A 25663-nucleotide genomic window follows, 5' to 3' on the forward strand; every position below is an offset into this window, starting at 1 on the left:
GGTCCGGCACGCGAATGCAGTCCGCGAGGTGTTCGCTTTCGGTCACTGTCGTCATGGCCTTACGGCTGGCCGCGTGCGTGGATCGACATCCGACCAATCAAGTCACGCAGACGCAACTCGTCGTCGTGGCCGCAATAGCTGTCTAACCATGCGTGCAGGCGAGTGACGAGGTTACCGGAAATCGCTAGGTCGTTGCGCACGATCGCCGCCGTCAGCAACCCGATCGCGAAGAAGGTCTCACCGATACCGATGGCGACGTATAGGTTATTGCGTTCGGCCACGTCGAGATGTGCGCCCGCGACTTCCGCGAGCGCCCAAGTCAATTCGGCTTCAACCACTCGAGAACCGGGTGTCGGGGTCGCCATCGCCTACAGGGTACCGGCGCGCTGGCACGCCGACACGGCGAATACGTGCTCGCCCGATGGCGGTGCTGTGTGCCGCCCCTTCACGATCGCCGCATGACTGTCGCACCTAGTCCCCGGTCATCGCTTGGCGAATCGTCTCGAGGTCGTGGTCGTCGATTGTGATGACGCCGAAGCGGAACTTTGCTCCCCAGCGTTTCTTGTCGTCGATGAAGTCGAGTCGGTCGATGAGTGAGCGGATCGGCGTCTCGGTGCAGTCCATGAAGTCGACGTTGCGGCGCCACGGGTGAAAGTCCGGTGCCATTTCGGCCTGATACGGCACGTCGTCGGCGATGCGGCCGATGGCGGCGAACGCCTGCAGCGGTTCGCCGTTGGCATAGGCGGTCTTTGGTGAATAGAACACAATCCAGTCGCCGCGGACCATCTTGCGCAGCATGTGCGGCTTGCCGTGGTTGGCCTGGGTGAAGCCGCCGTCGACACCACGCTGGACATGGTCGAGGCTGACGACGTTGATCCAGTTGGTCATGGCATCGACGGTAGGCCGGGGGTGTGACAAGAACGCCGTAAATCGATCGTCGGGGTCCTGTATGGGACGTTCAGCGGCGGCGTGCTTGGGCGCGTCCACGACCCGGCGATGGTCAGGCGAAGACGTCGCCCAGCGTGACGGTTTGCAGGCCGCGGCTATGGATGAGGTCGACCAGCTGCGGATAGCAGTGCGTGATCGGCGGCTGGTTGGCGTGGGCGAGCACAATCTGCTGCGGTTGAAATGATTCCGCCGCGCGGGCGATCAGATCGGTCTGATTAATCGGGCGCGAGTCGCCGACGGTGCCGCTCCACAGCGTGACCGTGCGGTAGCCGAGATCGGCAGCGATGCGGTCTGTGTCGGGGCTGTGGCGCCCGTACGGCGGCCGAAAGAAGGGGGTGCCGTCCACCCCGTAAGTATTTTTCAAGAAGTCGGCATTGCGCCGGATCTGATCGGCCGCCGCGGACGGGCCCAACCGAGTGATGTCGGGATGCGACCACGTGTGGTTGGCCAGCTGTATTTGACCCGAATCCACCATTGGCCGCAATGCGGGCGCATTCACCGTCCACGACCGGTAGACACCGTTGACGAAAAACGTGATCCGGGTGCCGGTGTCGCGACAGAAGTTGGCGAATGCGGCGACCACCTCAACACTGGTGCCGTCATCCACCGTGAAGGCCAGCATATTGCCGTCCCCGGGAAGACGGGTCAGGACCCCATTGGGGGCGGGCAGCCTGGCCGCTGAACCCGCTGACCGGATCGGGTCGGCGTACGCATCCGGAGCGGTCGCTGTCGCGGCCAAAAACCCCACCGCGATGGCGCGCATCAACGTCCGGCGATCGAGGTTCGGCATGGGCTGAGACGGTACTGAGTCACCCGCGCCCGCAAAGCGTCCAAATCGGAAAGAGCAAGAGAACTCTCGGTGAGTGCGGTGGGCATGACACGTCGACGGACACGGCGGATGCACGGGCGACAAGTTCGATGGTCGCCCCGGCAAGCCGCCGATGCGGTCTTCTCATCAAAGCTCAACGGCTGCGTCGCGGTCGACGCCGTGCTCGGGCCCTGTCCGCTCGGTCACGCGGTGGCACGCTGTTTCACGGGCACGCGCTCGCGCGGCGTGTTCGCGCCACACTGCGCGGCGCGCGGCGCGTCGCTGCTCATGGCGCTCGAGCAGCTGGCCGATGACGTCGGGAAGCAGATGGCGTTCGGTGCGTTCGGCTTCCGCGTGCACGGTGCGCGGCCGGGCGTCGTTGGCGACGATCGCACGGAAGCGGTGTGCGGCCACGTACTTGTTGCCGCGGCGCAGCACGTGAATATCGCTGCCGGCCAGCGGTGTCGAGTGGTCGTGATCGGCCTCGCCGGGCAGCCGCTCGTAGACGTAGGCATGGTTGTTGTCGCGGCCGCGCGTCATCGCCACATACAGCATCGCCCGCGTCGCTTTCTCGCCGAGGATGGCATGGGCGGTGTCGGCAGTGACTCCTTGCGCCGAGTGCACCGTCGCCGCATACCCGAGTGTCACATGGTCGCGCAGATACTCGCCGTCGAACACCACCCGGGCATTGTCGACCGTGCGCTCGGCGACGAGCCGATAGTGGTCGGCGTCGACGGCCACGACCCGCCACCGGTTGCCGTTGCGGACCTGGTCGACCTGGTGCCCGGGTCGGTGGCGGGGGCCCGGCCCCACGGCGATGCTGGAATCGTTGCTTCTGCTCAGCACCAGATCCCCGGCGCGGATCCACTGATCCCGCGCACCGACCACACTTGGGCCGTCGGCGGTCAGCGTGTCGTGCAGGCGGCGGTTCAGCGCGTCGGCGACTTCCCAGGTGTCACATATCAGCAGCGAATCCCTGCCCGCAGCGCGGTCCTTGAGGTAGGCGAGCTGCGCGTCTGCGGCCATCGCGATCGGGTCGCCGGTGTGCAGCCGGCCGTTGCCGCGGTACCACGCGACCGCCTTGCGGAGCCGGCTGCCGTGCGCCGAGCGCAGCGCCAACGACGCGTCGCGTTCGTCGCGGTTGCGCATACGCCACACCTCCGAAAGCCGCTGCGACCACGGCAGCTCGGTGCACAGCTGCTCGAACATGCCGCCGCGGGCGCGCACCGGCGCCAGCTGGTATGCGTCGCCGACGAGCACCAGCTTGGCGCGGCCAACCACAGCGCACGACAGCAGCTTCTTCAGCTCGGGGGTGCCGAGCATCGACGCCTCGTCGATGACGACGACCGCGCGGGCATCGACGGGCAGCGCGTTGTCCTCGATGAGATGCAGCGCCTTGGCGACGGTCAGGCCGCGGTCGCCGGCGCCTTCCTGCACCGCCGCGTCGACGGCTTTTCCGGTGGGCGCCAACACGAGGACATGCTTGCCGGCGCGGCGCGCGGCGGCGCGAAGCGCCTTGAGGGAGTGGGTCTTTCCCGCGCCAGCGGGGGCTTGCAGCGGCTGGATGAGAAAAGGGGAAGCGGCGATGTTGGCGACGACGCGCTGCTGGTCGGCCGACAGGTCGCCGAGGTCTTGCTCGCGCAGGTCGAGGCGGCAGCGGTTATCGGAATCGTCGACCATCGCGAACAGCCGCTCCTCTTCGGCCATGACGAAATCGATGGTGTATTTCTCGTGGCCCTCGCGTTGGTGGGCCTGCCTGGGTGCGCTGACCCGCACGCTCACCGCGTCGACGATCTGTTCGATGATGCGGCGCGGGTCGCCGGGCGCGTCGATCGGCAGTTGCGCGCCGACGAGCTCCACCATGTCGGCGCGGGTGAACGCGGGCTTGTCGATGCGCGCGGCCAGCGCCGCGATGCGCGGCCGATCCAGCGTGCGCGGTTGGGTGCGGCGGCGCTCGTCTTTCGCGGCGTAGTGCGCCTCGCGGCGCAGGGTCAGCCCGCGCGGGTCGGCGCGCCACATGTGTTTCAGCGCGGCCCACGGGAGCGATTCGGGTTTCGGTGGCCGGGTGGCCTTCTGCGCGGCCTGAAGCTGTGCCGGGGTGGGTTCGCCCTCGACGACGACCAGGTTGTTGCGCGCCCATTCCCGCAGCCGGCTGGAGCGCCGAGACCACGCCTTGATGCAGGCCGAGTCCACGCCGGCGATTTCGGCCATGCCGGTGTGGGCGTCGGTGGGGGTGAATTCGAAGCCCTTTTCGGCGTGCAGCTCATGGCGCAGCACCGCCTGGTAGATCACGCCGGCGGCTTTGGCCTCGTGGTAGAGCGACTTCGAGTCGAGCGACACCAGTTGCCCGTCGGCGCGGGGCTGGCGGTTGGGAACGACGACGTGGCTATGCAGGTGCGGGTCGCCGGCGCGCGAGGTTTCGTGCTGGTAGGCGATCGCGACCAGGCCGGGCAGTTTTTCCAGATCCTTTGCACCGGTGAGCCTATTGTGGGTTCGGGTGTACCCGGCGTGGGTGTGCAGATACTCCATCGCCGCCCGGACCGCCGTCACGTGAGCGTGGGCGATTAATTTCTCGCCGACGTCGTCGGTGAGAGCCCTGAACAGGGAGACGCTTTTCGGCGCGGCGAAAGTAAGGTCGAAACCGTGCAGGCTCTTCACGCCGAACGCGCGCCCGGCGGCGCCGTTGGGCGCCGTGCCGTCGTCCAGCCAGGCGGCCGCGGTGTCGGTGTCGGCGAACCCGCCGTCGAGGTCCGCTTCGGTCAGGCCGGTGAGGTCGGCGACTTTGGCTGCGTCGCCGGCGATTAACCATGTGGGCGCGCGGGTGTCGGCCGCACAGTAGTACTCGGCCAGCCCGCCGCTGGCCTGCGCACGATCCGCCGACGCCGGCTTGACATCGTTGGCGCTGTCGTTGTAGTAGCGGATGCTCCACCGCGACAGCTGCGCGATCGTCAGGATGTCGGCCACCTCGCTTCCGTGGCGGGCTCGCTTGCGGCGAACCATATTCGGACGCGCCGCGGCGCGTCGCCAGAGCGTCGCCGCGGGGGAGCGGTAGTGTGACCGCACAGCGGTGCGGCTTGCATTCAGCCGCCGCGATTTCGGACGCCACGGGCCCGAAATCACTCTCTCACAGGTTTGTGCCAATGTGCCGCACGAATTTTCAGGAGTCAAGGCGGGTAGCGCCGGAGGAAGCCAGTTGGTGGGGTCGCCAAGTGGGGGTCGCCAAATGATGCACATGACGGATGCCGGTGGGGCTTAGGCTGCGGAGGAAGGCGTGTCGATGTGCATAGGGAGTTATCTGTGTTGGAGGAGCGTGTGAGTGTCGACGGCGTCGCGTCCCGCGGCGGCGACGTCGACCGGCTGGAGGCGGCGGCTGAGCGGCTGCGTCGGGAAGTGTTCGCACTCAAGGAACTTGGCGACCAGCACGCTGACCTCGGTCGCCAAGTGGAAGCGCTGAACGCCAAACGCGAGGCGGTGGCTCGCGAGTATCAGAAGCGCTACCAGGAGCTGGCCGGCGGTCGCTTGGTGATCCACGCGCTGCGCCAGCTCGGCATGAACGGACAGCTGGGTGGTGTGGCCGCGAAGAAGGCGAGGCGCAAGAAGGCGTCGGCGCACACGCCCGGCGCGTCAGGATCGCAGTCAAGCACACCAGATCCGGAGCGCACTACGTCGGTCGCGGTGAGCTGAGATGTGGAAGATCCGGATCGCTTTGGCACTGGCGGCAGTCGACGCGGTGCTGTTGTTGTGGCGCGTCGGCGAACAGAGTTATGGCTGGTTCACCGCGAGCCTTGTCTGGCAGTAAATTGCGCCGGACTCCGGCCGGGCCTTGATGCGGGCCCGGCCGGCGGCGCGAGAAGTTAGGAGGCCACCGCCGGGTAGTCGTCGGCGGTGGGGTCGGCGCTGAACTGTTCGCCGTCGGTGCAGACCGCGATCGCGGTGCGGTGCGCGCGGGTGAGAAGTTCCAGCGCGCTGTGCAGTCCTTTGTGGTCGCGGATCTGCCAGGTGATTGGTCCGGTGTGTAGATCCACCCAGCGCACGGTGTTGGCGCCGCACTTGCTCGGTGCGCTCTGGGGCACCACCGCGTAGCTGGGGCGGCCCGTCCAGTCGATGGCCACGACCGGTTTGGCGAATGGGCCGTTGAGTTCGGTTCTGGCCGCTGGGATTTCGGGTGGGATCCAGGCTGCCTTGGCGCGGGCGGCCGCGAACGCCTCCAGCAGGCCCTGTGCGGCGTCGGCGGTGGACAGCGTCATCATGATTCCGCCCCAGGTCAGCACCATCCGCACCAGCGGAGTGCGGGCGTGGTGGACGGTGATGTCGCCGTCCTGGGCGCCGCGGATGGCGGCGATGGTGTGGGTGATGATGCCGGCGGGCAGGGTGCGGATCGGCGCGGATGATCGAGACATGCTGTGCTCCTTCGCTGGTAAGTGATGCGGTAGCCGGTTTGGCTGCGGCCCGGGGGACCGGCCGGGTGGCGGGGTCAACCCCTTTTGAGCCGCCGCGCTGGAGGTGAATTTCGCCGCGAGCGGCAGCGAGGGGTGGTGTGGGCGAAATTCGGCGGAGCCGCGCGGGCGCAGCGAAGGTGAGCGTCAGTGAGGCGCAGCGCAGAACGCGCGAGCGCGATAAGCGGCGTGGGTTGACACCGTCGGGGCCCCGGCCGGTCACACTGGGGTCAGCGGACGGCTAAAGATGGTGACGGGCTACGGATACGGGCACTGGCCCGACGCGCTTATCAGATCGCGAATGTTACGAAGCCGACGTTGAGAGCGCCCTTAATTTGCATCACGGGCCTCTTCAGTAGTGGGGGTAGTGCTCGGTGGGTTCTTGCGGGAAGACGGGCTGCGGGAAGCCGTTGGGGTGCAGGCACCGTGGGCACGACGACGCCGGCTGGGCCAACCGACTCGCGGGGCACCGAAAGCGCTGCCGCCACCAGGGTGACGACCGCGACCAGTCCGGTGGCGGCAAGCCCTGTGACACCCCGCAATGAGCCGTACCCGGGTTGCAATGAGCCGTACCCGGGTTGTTGGCGCGCCGCACCGATGATGTGGTGGTCGAGGTGGCCGCCGACCGTGTCAGCCCCCGTGGCCGCACCCACGTGGCGATGGGTCGCTTCGGCGGCCTGGTTTCGCACCATGTCTTTGTCTATGCCCGACGCGCGCCGGCTGGCAACCGCAAGCGCCATTGGTTAACGGATTCACAGGATCGCGGGCTCTTCAGCGACCACCAGCATCGCTTCTCCGCGGGACGCCGCCGGCCGGTGAAAGTGCAGTAGCGGAACCCGATCGTGAGCTGACCGGGAGCGTACGATGCGGGCTGAAGCTGGTGCCGACCCTGGCGAGGTGCGGAATCGGGGTGCGGGTGGGGATCCACACCGGTGAACGCGTGCGGCGCGGCGACGAGCGGAGCGGAATGGAAATTCATGCAGCCCTTTAGGATTGGACAGTTCTCGGTCGCGCGAATTGGATTCGGCACCATGCAACTTCCCGGGCCCGGGGTATTCGGGCCGCCGCGGGATCGCGATCAGGCCCTGGCCGTGCTGCGGCGGGCGCTGGAACTCGGCGTGGACCACATCGATACCGCGCAGTTCTACGGACCGGACGTGGCCAACGAATTGATTCGCGAGGCGCTGCATCCTTATCCAGACAACCTCGCCATCGTCAGCAAGGTAGGCGGCCGGCGCGACGACAACGGCGGCTGGCTTCCCGCCCAGCAGCCCGACGAACTGCGTCGCGGCATCGAAGATAATCTGCGAACCCTCGATGTGGACCAGTTGGCCGCGGTCAACCTGCGGGTGATCGACACCGAGGCCGCCGATCCCAACCAGCCCGGGCGGCTGCATCGCGAGGAGTTCGATCGCCAGCTGACGGCCATGATTCGGGCACGCGACGAGGGCCTGATCGCGGGCATCGGTCTCAGTAACGTCACCATTGAACAACTGCTGTACGCGCTGGACCGCACCGAAATCGTGTGCGTGCAGAACGCGTACAACCTGATTGACCGCACGTCTCAGCCCGTGCTGGATGAGTGCACGACGCGCGGCATCGCGTTCGTGCCGTTCTTTCCGCTCGGGTCCGGCTTCGCGGCCGATAATCCCGTCTTGGGCCACGAGGTGGTGCGGCGCGCCGCGGCCCGGCTGGATCGAACGCCGGCCCAGATCGCGTTGGCCTGGACGTTGTCGGTGGCGCCCAACGTGCTGCTGATTCCGGGTACCTCGTCGGTGCACCACCTGGAAGAGAACATGGCCGTTGCCGACATCGAGCTCGACGAGAATGACCGTCGGCAACTTAACGCTGTCGGCTGAGCCTGCGCAAGCGCGGGAAACGCGGTGCGAGAACCAGCTAGCGGGTCTTCTTCGTGTTGATGTCTCCCTTTCCGGTGGCCGCGCCTTGGGCCGCGTCTTGTGCGCCGTAGCAGTCCAAGGTCAGAAACACCCGGCCGGTGGTCGGCTGGTTTCCGTAGCCTGGGCCTCCGAAGTTCGTCGGCTGATCGCCACCGACGAACACGCCGCCGACGGTGTTGGAGGTCAACCAGCTAGGTGTGCCCGGGGTCATGTCGCGTTGGCGGATCACTTTGCAATCGCCCTGCGCCAACTTGTCTCCAACGGTGATGGACACGACCGCGGTAAGGCCGGCCTGTTTCAACGCAGTCTGCGCTTCAGAGAACGTCTTGCCAGTCATGTCGGGCGATGTCTTAGCGGCTGCAGTCCCGGTGGCGAGCGTAAGCGCGGACGCACCGCCGGCTGCCGCGCAAAGGACCACCAGCTTCTTCAAAGCCTGACTGGTCATGGTCAGTGCTTCCGCTTCGGATGCGTGCAGTCCGCCGTGATGTAGACGGTGGTGTATTGCGTCTTGAAGACCGCTCCATCGGCACCGGCTGTCACGGGGGTCACGATGGCTTGCCCCGGTGTTATCGATGAGACGGTGCATTGGTCAAGTGACGCGCTGCCGATCCGGTTGAGCATGACCCGGTAGCCGTTGGACTGCATCCTGCTCACCACGTCCTGCGCTGTATCGGGGGACGAGGCGGAGCCGGTAAACGGCGCCGGCGGGTTCGGTGGGTACAGGGAGGCGTGGGCGGTGCCGGCCAGTGCCACAGCCGCGGCTGCGGTCGCGCCGGTGACTATGGGCAGTGCGATTGGCTTCATTTGAGAACTCTCTGTTATGTGCTGCGAACGTTCAGAATTCGGTGTGCGCTCGGTGCCCGCACATGGTCACAGAGCGGTGCTGAGAAATCGCTGAGGTGCTTGTTACGCGGGCTTTAAATTCAGCCACTGCCACCGGAACGTGGTTCCGCTGCTAACCGAATATGTCGTTGAGGGTGACCGTTTGCAGGTTGCGGCTTTGGATGAGGTCCATCAATTGGGCATAGCAGTGGGTGATGGTGGGCAGGTTGGCGTGGGTGAGCACGATCTGTTGCGGCTGAAATGATTTGGCGGCGTTGGCGACGAGAGTCGCTTCGTTCTCAGGCGCTGAGTCGCCGATCGTGCCGCTCCACATCGTGACCGTCGTGTAGCCCTGATCCGCGGCCACCCGGTCGATGTCGGCGTTGTGAACGCCGTAGGGCGGACGGAAGAAGGGGGCGCCGTCCATGCCATAGGTGTTCCTCAGGAAGTCGGCGTTTCGCCGTATCTGGTCGGCCACCGCGGGCAGGCCCATGCGGTTGAGGTAGGGGTGCGACCAGGTGTGGTTGGCCATCTGGACCTGACCGGAGTCGACCATGGGCCGCAGCGCCGGTGCGTTTGCCGACCAAGATGGGTTGTTGCCGTTGACGAAGAAGGTCAGCCGGGTTCCGGTGTCATGGCAAAACTGCGCGAACGCCCCGACCACCGGGACGCTGGTGCCGTCGTCGACGGTGAGCGCCAGTTGATTGCCGTCCCCGGGCAGCCGGGTGAGCACACCGGCTGGTGCCGGTATCCGGCCCAGGGGAATCTTCCACCGAATGGGGGCACCGACCGCGGCCGGCGCCCGGACTATGGTTGCCAGCACGCCGGCCGCAACCGCGTACAGCATCCTACGCCGATCCATGTACTGCATGCATATATTGTGACCCCGTGACATGGCCGGTGGAAGGCTTCATTCCCTCTGCCGCTTGAATTCCCGGCATCACTGCGCTGACTCCGGTCGCCGTCGAACAAGGATGGCGGCCGGCCGCTGTGAAATCACTGAGTCGCAGGCAGGCGACGCCCTCAGTGTTCTCTCAGCTGGGCGCCGGTGCATTGAGCTGCAGCCGCTCGGCCAGCCAGGGCAGTTCCAGGGTGAATGCCGCCGAAAAAGCCCGCCAGTCGTGGGCGCCGGGCACTTCGCGGTACTGGCTCGCCATGCCCGCCGCCGTGGCCGCCTGATAAACCCGGTGGGCATCGCGCTTGGTGTCGCGGTCTTCGTTGCCGACCACGATGGCCGCCGCGCTTTGCGGATAGCGTTGGGTGGCAAGCAGTTCCAACGGGTTAACCTGGCTGAAAGCCTTGCGGTTGCCGCCGAATGCCTCGACGATGGTGTGCGCCGAGTCGCCGAGCGTGGGTTCGGCCGATCCGGAGATGTCCAAGAACGTGGGATACACGTCGGGATGGTTGGTGGCCAGTTGCAGTGCGCAGGTGCCGCCGTAGGACGCGCCGGCGATCGCCCATCGCTTCGGGTCAGGCTCGACGGTTAGATTCGACTTGATCCAGGCGGGCACATCCTTGGCGAGGTAGGTGTCGGCCTTGCCGCGCCGCGAATCCAGGCAGAGCGGGTTGCCGAACCGGCTTCCGGTGGCGTCGGCGACAACGACCACGGGGGCCAGCCCGTCGTGCCCGGCGGCGAATCGATCCATGGTTTGTGCCAATCCCCCTGCACGCAGCCAGTCCCGCGGCTCGCCTGGTTGGCCGGCCAACAGCACGAGCACCGGCAGCCGGGGGCGCGGATCGCTGAAATAGGCCGGTGGCAGATAGATTTTCGCCTTACGCGTCGAGAAGCCGGCGGACGGGGCGGGAATCACCGCCGATGCGACTTTGCCGTGCGCCGCCAATCCGGGCGGCGACGATGAGCGCCACGCCACCGGCGGCGCATCGGGCAGCGGGCGGGCATCACTTCGGGTGTCAACCAGCGCGACGTCGTCGGTGTGGGCCAGTCCGATTGCATCACGCGCTGTTGGATACGCGCCATAGGCGACGTTGACCTGGTTGGCGCACCCGGCGACAACCAGAGACGCCGCCGTCATGAGTGCAACGGCGCCGCCCGCGCGGCGTCCGGCAACACTGCGCGTAGTCGCCACAAACAGCGCGAAAAGGGCGGCGCAGGTGCACAAATAGGTGGTGGGGGCCAAACGGTCGGGAAACAGCATCCACACGTGGCGCACCAGATGGTCGAGAACCACCGTCACGGTCGCTGCGGCCAGCAGGCACGCGGCCAATTCCGTGATCGCCGCCGACCGGCGACGACGCGCCAGCACGGTCGCGCCCACCAGCCATAATCCGGCGACCAGTGCGGCCAGCCGCGACAGGACCGGCAGCGGCCCCGAGAGGAGCGACCAGTCCAGCATCGCCGATCAACTCCCTCTCCGTTGAGGTGGGACGCGCCCGTCACCCAGTGGACGTGCGGGGCCGTGCCGCTGTCATTATCCACCGAATGGGCTGAGGAAATGCTGACAAAGCGGTCTTGAACGTCGTGTCGGGTTCAAAGCCTTTGGTGGGCTTCGGATTTGTCCGCGCCGGATTCAGGCGTTTAATGGTGTGACAGTTGTTGGGCTGAGATTGGCGGTGGATATGCGGTCACCCGGCGGGTCGTCGGTGCCGGCGGTGATGGCCGCGGCGCCCGGTCAGGGCGGGCGGGCATGACGGTGCCCCTTCTGGGCCCACTGAGTTTGTCGGGTTTCGCGAATTCGTGGTTGTTCCTGTACTTGTTGGTCGTCGCCGCGTTGGTCGGGTGCTATGTGGTGGTGCAAAGGCTGCGGCGCAGACGGGTGCTGCGTTTCGCCAACATGGAGCTGCTGGAGCGCGTCGCGCCCAAGCGGGCGCCGCGGTGGCGTCACCTGCCGGCGGCGCTGCTGGTGGCTTCGCTGGCGCTGTTGACCACGGCGATGGCGGGCCCAACCCATGACGTGCGGATTCCGCGAAACCGCGCGGTGGTCATGCTGGTGATCGACGTGTCGGAGTCGATGATGGCTGATGATGTCGCCCCGACCCGCCTCACCGCGGCCAAGCAGGCGGGCAAGCAGTTCACCGACGAGTTGACCCCGGGCATCAACCTTGGTCTGGTCGCCTTCGCCGGAACGGCGAGCCTGCTGGTTCCGCCGACGACCAACCGAGAGGCGATGAAGGCGGCGATCGACGGGTTGCACGCCGGTGAGCGCACCGCCACCGGTGAAGGCATCTATACCGCCCTGCAGGCCATCGCGACCGTGGGGGCCGTGATGGGCGGGGGTGATTCGCCGCCACCGGCGCGGATCGTGCTGGAATCCGACGGCAAGGAGACCGTGCCGATGGATCCATCCGCACCGCGGGGCGCGTACACGGCGGCCCAGTCGGCCAGGGATCAGAAGGTGGCGATTTCGACGATTTCGTTCGGGACTCCGAACGGTTATGTCGACCTCAACGGGCAGCAGGTGCCGGTACCGGTGGACGATCAGACCTTGCAGAAAATCGGCGAGATCACCGGCGGCCAGGCGTTTCACGCAGGAAGCCTGCAGGAACTCAACGGCGTCTATGCCACGCTGCAGCAGCAGATCGGCTATCAGACCATCCGGGGGGACGCCAGTGACGGCTGGATGCGTCTGGGCGGGCTGGCGTTGGTGGCGGCGCTTATCGCCGGCGTGATGATGAACCGCCGCTTGCCGAATTAGAGCTGGCTGAAAAGCGCCCTGGGCGATGCCGCGCCGAGCGCTGTTGGCGGGAAGCGGCCGAAGCGTTTCGGCTAGTCGGTCCGCCCAGTCACGCGCCGGTCAGGCCGGAAGCCGGCGGTTGACAACGACGGCGAGCAGTGCAGCGACGGTTGCGACCAAGACGGCCAAGCGCAGCCAGGCCGCCCCTGCAGGTCCCGGAACATTTTCATAGCCGACCTGCTGCTGCACGGCGGCGTAGCTGCGGTTGACGTCGTCGACGTTGGTTGCCGTGTAGGACTGTCCGCCGGACAGCGTGGCGATCTTGTTCATCATCGAACCATCAACCGGCACAGGCAATTGTTGGTTATTCACCTCGACCCGGCCGGCTTTCGTGCCGAACGTGATGGTCGAGATCGGTATCCCCCTGTCTTTCGCCGTGCGCGCCGCCGTGTATGCACCGCGTAGATCGTCCGGATGCGTCGGCTTGGTTTCTTTGCCATCGGATTCCAGAACGATGCGCGCCGGGGGAGGCGTGGTGTTACCACTGCCGAGAACGGCCGCCACGGTCGCGATGGAGTCCAGGGCGGCGAAGATGGCATCCCCGGTGGCCGTCGCGTCGGCCGGGCGAAGATTATCGAGCGCGGCCACCGTGGCCTGATGGTCCGGAGTGGGTGAGACCAGGACGTTTGGTGTGCCGGCGAACGCGACCAGTCCCAGGTTCACCCCCGGGGTCAGCTGCTGCGCAAAACGTTTTGCCGCTTGCTGCGCGGCCGCGAGCCGGCTGGGCGCCACATCGGTGGCGCGCATCGACTGCGACACGTCGATCACCAGCATGATGACGGCGCGGTTACGCGGAACCCGTTGGTCATGGGTGGGGCCGGCCAACGCGATCGTCAACAACAGCAGCGCCGCGGCCAGCAGAGCCATCGGCACATGCCGCCACGGGTGTGCGCGGCGTGGGACGACCGAGTCGACCAGCTCCGGGTCGGCGAACCGCCGCATCCGATGGCTGCGGCGGCTTTGCGCCACCACATACAGCGCAACCAGTCCGACGGGCACCAAAGCCAGCAGTAGCAGCGGCCGGTGCGCGAAGCCCGCCAGCGAAACCACACCGAGTCCCGGCACGGTCACGATCGCCCCCATCCCGTCAACACGACTTCCCCGCCGTTAATCGGTGAGCCGATGCCGGTACCGACCGGCTGTTTTACGCCTTAACGTGGTTGCTTCGCCGGGCATTCGGCTCACCTCCGCTCATTCGTGGGGTCCATCGAGCCTAAGCAGGGGATGCTGAAAGCCAGCTGAGAGTGCTCATGACAAAGGTCACACCCGGCAGCCGGCACCGGTCGCGGTGGTACGGGCGGCGGGCCGGCGTCCGGGCAACTTGCAGGTAGCACCCATGCCACGACGCAGGCGACCGCAATTCGCCTACCGCGCCGCCGGCGTAGTGTCGCGACCGTGGAAAGCGATGCGCCGTGAACGCTGCCGCGTTGTTCATCACGGTTTTTCTGGCATGCGCCGTCGAGGCGGTGGAGGCGACGACGGTTGTATTGGCCGTCGGCATCGCACGTCATTGGCGCTCGGCGCTCGGCGGCACGGTAGCCGCCTTGTTGACCCTCGCCGCGATCGTGGCCGTGCTCGGTCCGGCCATAACGGTGTTGCCGCTGAATGTCTTACGCCTGGTGGTCGGAGGAGTACTGCTCATCTTCGGCCTGCAATGGCTCCGGAAGGCAGTGCTGCGTGCCGGCGGGTTGAAAGCCCTCCACGACGAGGACGCCATCTTTCGCGAGCAGCTTGCGGTCGCCGAAGCAACGGCCAGCGGACGGCGGGGCGCGATCAAGGATTGGTACGGGTTCACCCTGTCGTTCAAAAGCGTTGTTCTGGAAGGCCTTGAGGTCGTGTTCATCGCCCTGACTTTCGGGGCGAACCAGCACGACATCCCGCTAGCCGCGATCGCGGCGGTTGTCGCGGTGTGCGTGGTAGCCGGGGCCGGTGTCGCGGTGCGAGCCCCGCTGTCGCGGATCCCGGAGAATTCGATGAAATTCGTGGTTGGTGTGCTGCTGTGTGCTTTCGGCACCTTCTGGGCAGTCGAAGGTGTGGGCGCCAGTTGGCCTGGATCAGACGCGGCGATTGTAGGGCTCGTCGCCTTCTACGGCGGCGTCGCCGTGCTGCTTTCCGCGGCGTTACGGGCTCGGGCAAGGGTGTCGACATGATGGCGCGACTGAAAGCTTTCGCCGCGTTCTGGTACCAATTTTTCATCGGTGATGACTGGACCGTGGCCGTGGGCGTTGTCGTTGCCCTCGTCATCACCGGTCTAATGAACCGTGTGACACCGAACGCGTGGTGGATTACTCCCGTTGTGGTGGTAATCCTGCTGTCCGCCAGTCTGTATCGGGCCGCCGGCCGCGTCGTCCGATCGCAGTCCGATGATCACTGAAGTGCGTGCCGGGGCGTGTCACCGTCGACGAGGTTGCACTCGATCTCCATGCTGGTGAGCGGGCGCTCGAAGCTCGACTGCGGTTAGCATCGTCTCGAACACGTCAAGCGAGAGCTGCACGGGGGGATCTAGCCGCCAGTCAGCGCACCACAATCGTGTGCTCCTCGCGGGGCACGAGCTCCCCGATGACGGGCGCGCCCGGGATCTCGCCGGCGAGCAGCAGGCCGCCTGAGGTCTGTGCGTCCGCGAGCAGGACTGCCTCCTCCTCTCCTACCGCGGACAGGTCGACGTGCGGGGCAACCCAGTCGAGGTTGCGCCGGGTGCCGCCGCTGACGTAGCCAGCCGCCAGCGCCTCGCGCGCCCCGGCCAAACATGGCACAGCCGAGGAGTCGATCACCGCCGTGATGCCGCTGGCCCGTGCCAGCTTGTGTAGGTGTCCTAGCAGCCCGAAACCGGTGATGTCCGTGGCGCATTCGACGCCCGCGGCCAGCGCCGCCCGGGCGGCCTCGGCGTTGAGTGTCGTCATCACTTCGATCGCCTCCGGAAAGCGCTCTCCGGTGGCCTTGTGCCGGCTGTTGAGTACACCAATTCCGAGTGGCTTGGTCAACGACAGCGGCGTACCGGGTTTGCCAAGGTCGTTGCGCAGCAGCCTGTCCGGGTCTGCCGTTCCGGTCACCGCGAGCCCGTACTTGGGCTCCGGGTCGTCCACGCTGTGCCCACCGGCCAGATGGCATCCCGCCGCGACGCACACGTCCAGGCCGCCGCGCAGCGTCTCGGCCGCGAGCTCGTAGGGCAGGACTTCCCGCGGCCAGCCCAACAGGTTGATCGCGACCACCGGCCGTCCGCCCATCGCGTACACGTCGGAAAGCGCGTTCGTTGCGGCAATCCGGCCCCAGTCGTACGCGTCGTCGACCACCGGGGCGAAAAAGTCCGTCGTCGCGATAAGCGCCGTGCCGCCCTCGATGCGCACCGCTGCCGCGTCGTCGCCGCCGTCCAGCCCGACCAGCAGCTCGCCGGCTGGATCCCGGGGCTGACTGCTGGTCAGCCCGCGGACCATGTCCTCTAGCTCGCCGGGCGGGATCTTGCACGCGCAGCCGCCGCCGTGCGCGTATTGGGTCAATCGGTAGGCCATGGCTCACATGGTGCCCCACCGGCGAGGCCCGCCACTGGACGGCTGCGATGATGTACGCCATGGCCCAGGGAGGCGTATCCGGTCTGGTGACCGGCACGGTCTTCAAAATCGTCGAGCGGCACGTCCTGTCGCTGGCGGGTTCGATTCCCGTCCGCCTCCGCCACGCTTTCAGGGGCTGAGATGGGTGATCCGCGACGACGTGTTCCCCGGACCGACGTGCTGCTCGCCGATCCGCGCCTCGCCGAGGCCGAGCGGGTGCTGGGCCGCGCACTCGTGAAATCGGTGGTCGCCCAAGCCCAGCAGCGGGCACGCGCCGGCGAGATCGAGCCGGAGCGGGTCGCCGAGCATGCCGTTGCTGCACTCCCCGTCACCGCGGCGAGCCTGCGGCCGGTGGTCAACGCCACCGGCGTCATCGTGCACACGAACCTCGGCCGCGCGCCGCTGTCGCGGGCCGCGCTCGACGCAGTGGTGACCGCCGGCCGCGCCACGGACGTCGAGTTCGACCTGGCGACCGGTCGCCGGGCCCGCCGTGGCCGCGGCGCGCTGGCGGCACTGGCACGGGCGGTACCCGCCGCGGGCGGCGTGCACGTCGTGAACAACAATGCCGCCGCGCTACTGCTGACCGCGCTCACCCTCGCTCCCGGTAAGGAAATTGTGCTCAGCCGAGGCGAATTGGTGGAAATTGGCGACGGGTTCCGCATCCCGCAGCTACTGGAGTCCACCGGCTCAACGCTGCGCGAGGTCGGCACGACGAACCGCACCAGCCTGCGCGACTACACCGAGGCGATTGGGCCCGATACCGGCTTCGTGCTCAAGGTGCACCCGTCGAACTTTCACGTCACCGGCTTCACCTCGGCGGTCGGGATCGCCGAGTTGGCTCAGCTGGACATCCCGCTGGTGGTCGACATCGGCTCCGGGCTGCTGGCCACACATCCGTTGCTACCCGGCGAGCCCGACGCGACCACGGCCCTGCGGGACGGCGCGGATGTCGTCACGGCCAGCGGCGACAAGCTGCTCGGCGGCCCCCAGGCTGGGCTGCTGTTGGGCAGGGCGGATCTAATCGAGCGGCTCCGGCGTCATCCGGCGGCGCGCGCCGTGCGCGTCGACAAGCTCACGCTCGCCGCGCTCGAAGCGACCCTGACGGGTCCGCCGCCGCCGGTGGCGGAGGCGCTGATCGCCGACGTGACACAGCTGCGTGTCCGGGCCGAACGGCTCGTCGCGCGGCTGCCCGACGCGCGTGCGGTGGACTGCGTCGCGGCCGTCGGCGGCGGCGGTGCGCCGGGCGTGAGGCTGCCCAGCGCCGGCGTGAGCCTGCCCGAGTGCTACGCCACCAGGCTGCGCATCGGCACCCCGCCGGTCGTCGGGCGCCTGGAGGACGGCCGGTGCCTGCTGGACCTGCGCACGGTGGCGCCGGAGGAGGACGAACTGCTGCTCACAGCGGTGCGGGCATGTTCGTCATAGCCACGGCGGGCCACGTCGACCACGGTAAGTCGACGCTCGTGCACCGGCTCACCGGCATGCGGCCCGACCGGCTGGACGAGGAGCAACGCCGCGGGCTGACGATCGATCTCGGCTTCGCGTGGACCGAGATCGACGGGCGGCAGCTCGCGTTCGTCGACGTGCCGGGCCACGAGCGATTCGTCGCCAACATGCTCGCCGGGGTGGGTCCGGTGCCCGCGGTGCTGTTCGTCGTGGCGGCCAACGAGGGCTGGATGCCGCAGTCCGGCGAGCACCTCGCCGCGCTCGACGCCCTCGGCGTGCGGCACGGGCTGCTCGCGATCAGTAAGGCCGACATCGCCGATCCCGGACCCGCAATCGAGCAGGCGCTGGAGCGGTTCGCGGGCACATCGCTCGCCGATCCGCCGGTCGTGCTCGGCGCGGACCTGGATCGGGTACGCGCGGAACTGCTTTCGTTGGTGGACCGGCTGCCGGCGCCCGACCGAAATGCCGATGTGCGGCTGTGGGTCGACCGCTCCTTCACCGTCCGCGGCGCGGGCACGGTCGTCACCGGCACGCTGGCCGCTGGCACCATCCGCGTGGGTGACGACCTCGAACACGCCGGGCGGCGCGTCACCGTCCGCGGTCTGCAGTCCCTGGGTCGCGACCGGAACGAGGTCGGCGCGGTAGCCCGCGTCGCCGTGAACCTGCGGGGCGTCGACCGAGCGCACATCGGTCGCGGCGACACCTTGCTGACTCCGGGTGCATGGCTGGACACCGCAGAGATCGACGTCGCCCTGCGGTCGGCGGGCAAGCTGCATCGGCAGCTCGTGCTGCATCTGGGTTCCGCTGCGGTCCCCGTACACGTTCGTGCACTGGGCACGGCCGCGGCGCGGCTGCGCTTGACGCGGGCCTTGCCGTTACGCGTCGCGGATATCGGGTTGCTGCGGGATCCGGGCGAGCACCGGATCGCAGCCGGGGTCGAGGTGCTCGACGTGCGGCCACCGCAACTGCGTCGCCGTGGCGCGGCGCGGGCGCGGGCCCAGGAGCTGGCGGGCCGACGCGCTGGCCGGCCTGACTGCATACGGGCGCGTGAGCTGCGCGCGATGGGCCTGCCCGAGATCGGGCAGCGGGTGGGCGAGTGGGTGGCCGACCCGCAGTGGTGGGCGAAGCGGCGGGAACGCGCCACCGCGGCCGTGAAGCAGTGGGCCGCCGAGCACGACATCGCGGCGGGGATGCCGCTGGAGACGCTGCGGCAGCAGGCCGGGCTGCCCGCCGCCGAGCTGGTGCCCAAGCTGCTCGAGGGCACCGGCCTGGAGGTGGCCGGGGGGCTGGTTCGGCCACCGGGCGTGAGCCTGCCGGCGTGGCTGGACAAGGCGGTGCGGACCGTGGAGGAGTGGCTCGCGGCCCAGCCGTTCCGTGCGCCGGAGGCCGACGAGCTGGCCGAGCTCAAGCTCGGCAGCCGTGAGCTGGCCGCGGCGGTGCGTGCCGGGCGGCTGACCCGGATCGCCGAGGGCGTCGTCCTCGGTCCCGACGCTTTCGAACGGGCGGCCGGGATCCTCGCGACGCTGCCGCAGCCCTTCACCGTGAGCGAGGCCCGCCGTGCCCTGGGCACAACGCGCCGCGTCGCCGTGCCGCTGCTGGAGCAGCTCGACGCCCGCCGGATCACCCGGCGGCGGGACGACGGCACGCGGACGCGCGCCGTTGCGAGACCCTGAACCGCAGAGTTTGATCAGAAGACCGGCCGGGTAGCCGCGACGAGCCTTGAGAGAGGGACGCTGATGGACATTGCGAAGTTGATCCAGTCGTGGCCGGTCTACCGGCAGCTGACCGGTTCAGATGCATTGGGCCGCGGCAAGGCTGCCCAATCCGCTCGTTCCGCCGGGCTGACGCCCCGAACCGCCGAAGCTGACCACGTCGCCCACTCCGTTTGTCCGTTCTGTGCGGTCGGGTGCGCGCAGCAGGTGTATGTCCGCGACGGGCAGGTCGTCCAGATCGAAGGTAACCCGGACAGCCCGATCTCGCGAGGCCGCCTGTGCCCCAAGGGATCTGCGAGCACGCAGTTGGTCACGGGCCCGCAGCGCGTGAAGAAGGTGCGCTACCGTGCGCCATACGCAACCGACTGGCAGGACCTCGATCTCGACACGGCGATGGACATGGTCGCCGACCGGGTGCTCACCGCGCGGCGCAAGGGCTGGCAGGAGCTCGACAGCAAGGGCAACAAACTGCGCCGCACGATGGGCATCGCGAGCCTCGGCGGCGCGACGCTCGACAACGAAGAGAACTATCTGATCAAGAAGCTCTTCACGGCGCTGGGGGCCCTGCAAATCGAGAACCAAGCGCGTATTTGACACAGCGCCACGGTTCCCGGTCTGGGAGCCTCCTTTGGTCGCGGTGGTGCGACGGATGGTCAGCAGGACCTCGTCAACTCCGACTTCATCGTCATCATGGGGTCGAACATGGCCGAGGCCCATCCGGTGGGGTTCCAGTGGGTGATGGAGGCCAAGGCGCGCGGGGCCGAGGTCGTGCACATCGACCCGCGGTTCACGCGCACGAGTGCGGTCGCCGACCGCTACGTGCCGCTGCGCGCGGGCAGCGACATCGCCTTCCTCGGCGGAGTGATCAACTACATCCTGTCCAACGAGCTGGACTTCCGGGAGTACGTCACCGCGTACACGAATGCCTCGTTCCTCATCGACGAGCGCTATCAGGACGCCGAGGACCTCGACGGGCTGTTCAGCGGATACGACCACAACTCGGCGTCATACGATCCGGCAACCTGGCACTACGAGACGACGCACCCGGGAGGGCGCGGCGGGGCCGGCGCCCGGGAGCGGGCCGCCCCGGACCAGCTCGGGTCCGGTGGGGTGGCGATCGAGGCCGGTGCCGATATCCCCGCCGACTCGACACTGCAGCACCCGCGGTGCGTCTACCAGATCCTCAAGCGACACTACGCCCGCTACACGCCGGAGATGGTGGAGAAGGTGTGCGGCGTCCCGGCCGAGCAGTTCCTGCGGGTCGCGCGGGCGTGGACGGAGAGCTCCGGTCGCGAGCGCACTGCCGCGCTGGTGTACAGCGTGGGGTGGACGCAGCATTCGATGGGCGCCCAGTTCATCCGCGCCGGCTCCATCATTCAGCTGCTGCTTGGCAACATAGGCCGGCCCGGCGGCGGTGTGTTCGCGCTGCGCGGTCACGCGAGCATCCAGGGTTCCACCGACGTACCGACGTTATTCAACCTGTTGCCCGGTTATCTGGCGATGCCGCATGCGGGCCAGGCCACACTGTCCGACTACCTGGACAGAATCAGGAGCCAGAACCAGAAGGGGTTCTGGCACAACGCCGACAGCTACATGGTGTCTTTGCTCAAGGAGTACTGGGGCGAGCGGGCCACCGCGGAGAACGACTATTGCTTCGATTACCTGCCGCGGATCAACGGCGACCACGGCACCTACCGCACCGTCATGGACATGGTCGACGGGAAGGTTTTCGGCTACTTCCTACTCGGCCAGAACCCCGCCGTGGGATCCGCCCACGGACGGCTGCAGCGGCTGGGCATGGCCAACCTCGACTGGCTGGTCGTGCGCGACCTGGTGATGATCGAAAGTGCCACGTTCTGGAAGGACGGCCCGGAAGTCGAGACCGGCGAGATCACGCCGGAGACCTGCCGGACGGAGGTGTTCTTCATCCCGGCGGCGTCGCACGTGGAGAAGGCAGGCACGTTCACCCAGACGCAGCGCATGCTGCAGTGGCGAGAGAAGGCGGTCGAACCGCCCGGCGACGCCCGCTCGGAGCTGTGGTTCATGTACCACCTCGGTCGCAGGCTCCGCGAGAAGCTGGCCGGCTCGACCGACGAGCGCGACCGTCCGCTGCTCGACCTGGCGTGGGACTACGAAGTGGAGCGTGACGAGCCTTCGGGCGAGGATGTACTGCGGCATATGAACGGCATCGATCTCACCACCGGCCGCGCCGTCAACGGCTACGTCGAGCTCAAGGCCGACGGCAGCACCGCGTGTGGCTGCTGGATCTACAGCGGCGTCTACGCCGACGATGTCAACCAGGCGGCCCGGCGCAAACGGCACGACGAGCAGGGCCCGCACGAGTCGGAGTGGGGGTGGACGTGGCCGATGAATCGGCGGGTGCTCTACAACCGGGCATCCGCCGACCCGGAGGGCCGGCCGTGGAGCGAGCGCAAGAAGCTGATCTGGTGGGACCCCGAGAAGGGCGAGTGGACCGGTCACGACGTGCCGGATTTCGAGAAGGCCAAGCCGCCGCACTACCGCCCGCCCGAGGGCGCAGTGGGCGTCGAGGCGCTGCGGGGAGACGACCCGTTCATCATGCAGGCCGACGGCAAGGCCTGGCTGTTCGCGCCCAACGGCCTGCTCGACGGCCCGCTGCCCACGCACTACGAGCCGCACGAGTCCCCGGTGCGCAACGCGCTCTACGCCCAGCAGGCCAACCCGGTGCGGAAGGTGTATGGGCGGGCGGACAACCCGTCGAACCCGTCGCCGCCCGAGGCGCACGGCGAGGTGTTCCCGTTCGTGTTCACCGCGGCCCGGCTGACCGAGCACCACACGGCGGGCGGGATGAGCCGCCAGCTGCCGTACCTTGCGGAGCTGCAGCCGGAGCTGTTCGTGGAGGTGTCACCGGAACTGGCGGCCGAGCGCGGGCTGGCCCACTTGGACTGGGCGCACGTGATCACCAGCCGCACCGCGGTGGACGCACGGGTGTTCGTGACCGACCGGATGGCGCCGCTGCGGATCGAGGACCGCGTGGTGCACCAGGTGTGGATGCCCTACCACTGGGGCCACGTCGGGCTGGTCGACGGTGACGTGGTGAACGACCTGCTCGGGGTGGTTGCCGACCCGAACGTGTTCATTCAGGAAAGCAAGGTAGCCACCTGTGACATTCGGCCGGGGCGGCGGCCGCGTGGGAAGGCGCTGCTGGAATACGTCGCCGAGTACCGGCGCCGGGCCGGCATTACGCCACGGACGGGCACGGTGTTGGACACCACCCGCGCCGCAGGGGTGTCCCACATCGAGCCGGAGGAGCAGGCATGAGCAGCGACAACAGCCTGTACGGGCCGCTGGACGACCCGGCCGGCAACGCCGGACACGACGACCACCCACCCCGGGTCGGGTTCTTCACCGACACCTCGGTGTGCATCGGGTGCAAGGCATGTGAGGTGGCCTGCAAGGAATGGAACCTGGTACCCGACGACGGGTTCAACCTGCTGGGAATGTCCTTCGACAACACGGGCATGCTCGGCGCGGACACCTGGCGGCACGTCGCGTTCATCGAGCAAGCGCGGCCGCTGGGCGGGCAGGACCCGGGCCTGGCAGGGCTGCCGACCGGCCCGTCAGGAAGCCAGCACTCGGCGGACACCGTCGCGTCGTCGATCGAGCAGACCGAGCGAGGTGGCGGCGAACTGGGCACGACGCCAGTAAATCTCGGGGTGCCGAAGTTCGAGCGGCCCGGCGACGGAACGGGCGCGGAGACCCGCACCCAGTTCCGCTGGCTGATGAGCTCCGACGTGTGCAAGCACTGCACCCACGCGGGTTGTCTCGACGTGTGCCCGACCGGCGCACTGTTCCGCACCGAATTCGGCACGGTTGTTGTGCAGCAAGACATCTGCAACGGGTGCGGCTACTGCGTGTCGGGTTGCCCGTACGGGGTGATCGACCGGCGCGAAGACGACGGCCGCGCGTGGAAGTGCACGCTGTGCTACGACCGGTTGCGAGACGGCCTGGAACCGGCGTGCGCCAAGGCATGTCCGACCGACTCGATCCAATTCGGTCCGCTCGAGGAGCTGCGCGAGCGCGCCGCCCGCCGCGTCGAGGAGCTGCACGAGCGCGGAGTGCCGGAGGCGCGGCTGTACGGTCACGACCCGAACGACGGCGTGGGCGGCGACGGCGCGTTTTTCCTGCTGCTGGACGAGCCGGAGGTGTATGGGCTGCCGCCAGACCCGGTGGTGCCTACGCGGGACGCGCCGGCGATGTGGAAGTACGCCGGGATGGCGGCGTCGGCGTTGGTCGCCGCTGCGGTGTCGGCGTTCGTTGGGCGGGAAAGGCGATGACCGACGGCGGGAAAGCGAAAGACCCGTTGCCGCGCCAGCCGCGCGCGGAATTCCGGTCGTACTACGGGCGCGCGGTGCTCAAGACACCCGTCTGGGAGTGGAAGGTTCCGGCGTACCTGTTCGCGGGCGGGCTGTCCGCGGGTTCGGCGATGCTGGCCGCCGGAGCCGACTTGACGGGGCGGCCGGGGCTGCGCCGGGTGAGCCGGCTGGGGGCGCTGGCCGGCATCCTGGCCAGCATGTACTTCCTCGTCGCCGACCTGGGCCGGCCGGAGCGGTTCCACCACATGCTGCGGGTTGCGAAGCCCAGCTCGCCGATGAGTGTCGGCACGTGGATCCTTGTCATGTACGGTCCGGGCGCCGCCTTCAGCGGGGTCGCGGAACTGTTGCCGAAAGCCTGGCGGTGCAGTTGGTTCGGAAAACTGCTGAGCTGGTCCGCACGGCCGGCCGGGCTGTCGGCGGCGGCCGTCGCGCCCGGGGTCGCGTCCTACACCGCGGTCCTGTTGTCGCAGACTGCGGTGCCGGCATGGCACGAGGCGCACGCGTACCTGCCGTTTGTCTTCACCGGCTCTGCTGCGGCGAGCGGCGGCGGCCTCGGCATGCTGATGGCCCCGGTCGGCGAAGCCGGTCCGGCGCGACGGCTGGCCGTCGCGGGCGCTGGGATGGAGATCGTCGCGTCGCGGCTGCTCGAGCAGCGGCTTGGACTGAGCGCCGAGGCGTACACGACGGGAAATGCCTACCGGCTGCGGAAGTGGGCGGAGTACCTAACGGTCGGCGGGGCGCTGGGCACAGCGGTGGCGGGCCGCAGCCGGCCCGCGGCCGCACTGTCCGGCCTGGCACTGCTCGCCGGCAGCGCGTTGCAGCGATTTGGTGTGTTCGAGGCCGGTGTGGAGTCCACTCGGGACCCGCGATACGTCGTAGTGCCCCAACGGGAACGCCTCGATGCCGGCCGTCCGGCCAGGGGAAACGAGCGTCCGGGGCCACGATTCCGGCGGTTCGTCGCGGCGACCCGAAGCATGCGTGCCGCCGCGGCGCGGGTGACGGGTGAGTCTGGCCGCCGTTGAACCCCGCCCGGTGTCTCAGCCGGCCTGCCGCGGCTGTTCAGAGCTCGCCGGCGACCAGTAGGCGAGCATCTCGGCGAACGTCTCGAAGGCCGCCGCGGAAACGCCATAGGTCGCCTCGAGATGGATACTCAGCGGATAGCCCAGGTCGGCGACGCCATCGATCACTCGCTTGTACAGGTCGACCATCTGCCGGCGGCGCTGAGCAGGTTCGCTGTCAGCCAACCCCTTCACAACCGCCTGCTCCTCGGCGACGGCGGCATTTCCCGGGTCCTGGATTAGCCAATCGATCAGCCCCACCCGGTTCTCGACCTTCGGCACGAAGCCGAACGACAGCAGGATCTCGGGGCGATGATCGGTGTTCCTGGCGAACTCGGACAGGAATCGCACAATTGCGTCGGAATACAACAGTTGGGTCATGCCGAACGTCGCACCCTGGTTGCATTTGAAATTGAACCGGCCCTGTTCACCGTCCCGGGTGGGGATCAGGATCACGCCGCGATTGGCCACCAGCTCGCGATAGATCGATAGGGCGTCGGTCGGCGCGACGCCTGAGCCCTCACCGTCATTCATCGTGCGCGGTACGCCGACGAAGACAATGCCCTCGATGCCCGCTGCACCGAGATCGGTCAGCCGCCGGCGCAGCGACGGCTCATCCATGAAGGCGGTCACCTGGGTGCACAGCCCGTTCACCCCGGGCAACTCCGGCTTGATGATCGACCAGAACTCCAGCACGTCGAGCTTCGGCTTCATCTCGACGGGCCGGTCGTCCTCCTCCTGGATCATCCCGGGAATCATCACGTGTCGAATCCGGCCATCGAGCCCGGAATCCGCGGAGAATCGCAGCACTTTGCGCGCTTCTTCCATCGCGTACTCCCGACCGCGTTCCACGTTCGGCGGTACCAGCTCGAGCGCGATGGTGTTGAGGGTCACGAGGCTGCTCCTCATTGGGCGTAGTGGTCGATTTCCTTAGCGTCGCCGCGCA

23 protein-coding genes and 1 tRNA gene are annotated in these 25663 nt (G+C 67.9%); 12 read left to right on the forward strand and 12 right to left on the reverse strand.

The window, feature by feature from the left end; genetic code table 11:
- Positions 1–59: 59 nt before the first annotated feature.
- The 4 genes from VE759_RS00085 to mobF all read right to left on the reverse strand — a co-directional run bounded on the left by VE759_RS00085 (position 60) and on the right by mobF (position 4711).
- Positions 60–338, reverse strand: a complete 279-nt coding sequence (locus tag VE759_RS00085) for a hypothetical protein (protein ID WP_324926937.1) — start codon at positions 336–338, stop codon at positions 60–62.
- Between the two features lie 133 nt (positions 339–471).
- On the reverse strand, positions 472–888 hold the full coding sequence (locus tag VE759_RS00090) for an EVE domain-containing protein (RefSeq protein WP_324926939.1): 417 nt from the start codon (positions 886–888) through the stop codon (positions 472–474).
- A gap of 112 nt (positions 889–1000) precedes the next feature.
- Complete coding sequence (locus tag VE759_RS00095) at positions 1001–1738, reverse strand: polysaccharide deacetylase family protein (RefSeq protein ID WP_324926942.1); 738 nt, start codon at positions 1736–1738, stop codon at positions 1001–1003.
- A 165-nt stretch (positions 1739–1903) separates the two neighbouring features.
- Positions 1904–4711: a MobF family relaxase gene (mobF, locus tag VE759_RS00100; RefSeq protein ID WP_324927227.1), complete on the reverse strand. Its 2808-nt coding sequence runs from the start codon at positions 4709–4711 to the stop codon at positions 1904–1906.
- A 342-nt stretch (positions 4712–5053) separates the two neighbouring features.
- Here mobF and VE759_RS00105 point away from each other — a divergent pair, with 342 nt between their 5' ends.
- A complete protein-coding gene (locus tag VE759_RS00105; protein ID WP_324926945.1) occupies positions 5054–5440 on the forward strand; it encodes a hypothetical protein in 387 nt (128 codons plus the stop codon).
- A gap of 170 nt (positions 5441–5610) precedes the next feature.
- On the opposite strand, the gene VE759_RS00110 is transcribed toward VE759_RS00105, so the two are convergent.
- Positions 5611–6156, reverse strand: a complete 546-nt coding sequence (locus tag VE759_RS00110) for a hypothetical protein (RefSeq protein WP_324926948.1) — start codon at positions 6154–6156, stop codon at positions 5611–5613.
- 614 nt (positions 6157–6770) lie between these two features.
- Between VE759_RS00110 and VE759_RS00115 the strand changes: the two genes are divergently transcribed.
- Both VE759_RS00115 and VE759_RS00120 read left to right on the forward strand, forming a co-directional pair.
- Entirely contained in the window at positions 6771–7022 is a 252-nt protein-coding gene (locus tag VE759_RS00115; RefSeq protein ID WP_324926950.1) for a hypothetical protein, read from the forward strand.
- Between the two features lie 147 nt (positions 7023–7169).
- Positions 7170–8051 (forward strand): oxidoreductase, encoded by an 882-nt coding sequence (locus VE759_RS00120; RefSeq protein WP_324926953.1) that lies wholly within the window; start codon positions 7170–7172, stop codon positions 8049–8051.
- A 37-nt stretch (positions 8052–8088) separates the two neighbouring features.
- On the opposite strand, the gene VE759_RS00125 is transcribed toward VE759_RS00120, so the two are convergent.
- The 4 genes from VE759_RS00125 to VE759_RS00140 form a co-directional block, all read right to left on the reverse strand.
- A complete protein-coding gene (locus VE759_RS00125) occupies positions 8089–8535 on the reverse strand; it encodes a PASTA domain-containing protein (protein WP_324926955.1) in 447 nt (148 codons plus the stop codon).
- Positions 8536–8537: 2 nt separating this feature from the next.
- Complete coding sequence (locus tag VE759_RS00130; protein ID WP_324926958.1) at positions 8538–8894, reverse strand: hypothetical protein; 357 nt, start codon at positions 8892–8894, stop codon at positions 8538–8540.
- A gap of 151 nt (positions 8895–9045) precedes the next feature.
- Positions 9046–9783, reverse strand: a complete 738-nt coding sequence (locus VE759_RS00135; protein WP_414687799.1) for a polysaccharide deacetylase family protein — start codon at positions 9781–9783, stop codon at positions 9046–9048.
- Positions 9784–9946: 163 nt separating this feature from the next.
- Positions 9947–11266, reverse strand: coding sequence for an alpha/beta hydrolase (locus tag VE759_RS00140; protein WP_324926961.1), 1320 nt, complete (start codon positions 11264–11266; stop codon positions 9947–9949).
- 291 nt (positions 11267–11557) lie between these two features.
- Between VE759_RS00140 and VE759_RS00145 the strand changes: the two genes are divergently transcribed.
- On the forward strand, positions 11558–12565 hold the full coding sequence (locus VE759_RS00145) for a VWA domain-containing protein (protein WP_324926964.1): 1008 nt from the start codon (positions 11558–11560) through the stop codon (positions 12563–12565).
- 99 nt (positions 12566–12664) lie between these two features.
- On the opposite strand, the gene VE759_RS00150 is transcribed toward VE759_RS00145, so the two are convergent.
- Complete coding sequence (locus tag VE759_RS00150; protein ID WP_324926967.1) at positions 12665–13675, reverse strand: VWA domain-containing protein; 1011 nt, start codon at positions 13673–13675, stop codon at positions 12665–12667.
- Positions 13676–14016: 341 nt separating this feature from the next.
- Between VE759_RS00150 and VE759_RS00155 the strand changes: the two genes are divergently transcribed.
- Together VE759_RS00155 and VE759_RS00160 are read left to right on the forward strand one after the other, a co-directional pair.
- On the forward strand, positions 14017–14754 hold the full coding sequence (locus VE759_RS00155; RefSeq protein WP_324926969.1) for a hypothetical protein: 738 nt from the start codon (positions 14017–14019) through the stop codon (positions 14752–14754).
- Positions 14751–14978, forward strand: a complete 228-nt coding sequence (locus VE759_RS00160; protein ID WP_324926972.1) for a hypothetical protein — start codon at positions 14751–14753, stop codon at positions 14976–14978. Before VE759_RS00155 ends, VE759_RS00160 begins: the two co-directional genes overlap by 4 nt.
- Before the next feature lie 139 nt (positions 14979–15117).
- Here the strand turns inward: VE759_RS00160 and selD are convergent, their stop codons facing one another.
- Positions 15118–16110, reverse strand: a complete 993-nt coding sequence (gene selD, locus VE759_RS00165) for a selenide, water dikinase SelD (protein ID WP_324926974.1) — start codon at positions 16108–16110, stop codon at positions 15118–15120.
- Positions 16111–16178: 68 nt separating this feature from the next.
- Between selD and VE759_RS00170 the strand changes: the two genes are divergently transcribed.
- The 6 genes from VE759_RS00170 to nrfD all read left to right on the forward strand — a co-directional run bounded on the left by VE759_RS00170 (position 16179) and on the right by nrfD (position 24681).
- Positions 16179–16273, forward strand: a tRNA-Sec gene (locus tag VE759_RS00170).
- A 17-nt stretch (positions 16274–16290) separates the two neighbouring features.
- Positions 16291–17571, forward strand: a complete 1281-nt coding sequence (gene selA, locus VE759_RS00175; RefSeq protein WP_324926978.1) for an L-seryl-tRNA(Sec) selenium transferase — start codon at positions 16291–16293, stop codon at positions 17569–17571.
- The gene (locus tag VE759_RS00180) at positions 17559–19265 is read left to right on the forward strand and encodes a SelB C-terminal domain-containing protein (protein WP_324926981.1); all 1707 of its coding nucleotides are present in this window, start codon (positions 17559–17561) and stop codon (positions 19263–19265) included. Before selA ends, VE759_RS00180 begins: the two co-directional genes overlap by 13 nt.
- A gap of 63 nt (positions 19266–19328) precedes the next feature.
- Complete coding sequence (gene fdh / locus VE759_RS00185) at positions 19329–22604, forward strand: formate dehydrogenase (RefSeq protein ID WP_324926985.1); 3276 nt, start codon at positions 19329–19331, stop codon at positions 22602–22604.
- Complete coding sequence (locus VE759_RS00190) at positions 22601–23620, forward strand: 4Fe-4S dicluster domain-containing protein (protein WP_324926988.1); 1020 nt, start codon at positions 22601–22603, stop codon at positions 23618–23620. Before fdh ends, VE759_RS00190 begins: the two co-directional genes overlap by 4 nt.
- A complete protein-coding gene (gene nrfD / locus VE759_RS00195; protein WP_324926991.1) occupies positions 23617–24681 on the forward strand; it encodes an NrfD/PsrC family molybdoenzyme membrane anchor subunit in 1065 nt (354 codons plus the stop codon). Before VE759_RS00190 ends, nrfD begins: the two co-directional genes overlap by 4 nt.
- A gap of 15 nt (positions 24682–24696) precedes the next feature.
- Here nrfD and VE759_RS00200 read toward each other — a convergent pair whose 3' ends face one another.
- Positions 24697–25611, reverse strand: coding sequence for a mycobacterial-type methylenetetrahydrofolate reductase (locus tag VE759_RS00200; protein WP_324926994.1), 915 nt, complete (start codon positions 25609–25611; stop codon positions 24697–24699).
- Between the last annotated feature and the right edge of the window lie 52 nt (positions 25612–25663).

The organism is Mycobacterium sp. (assembly GCF_035640695.1).
Taxonomy (GTDB): domain Bacteria; phylum Actinomycetota; class Actinomycetes; order Mycobacteriales; family Mycobacteriaceae; genus Mycobacterium.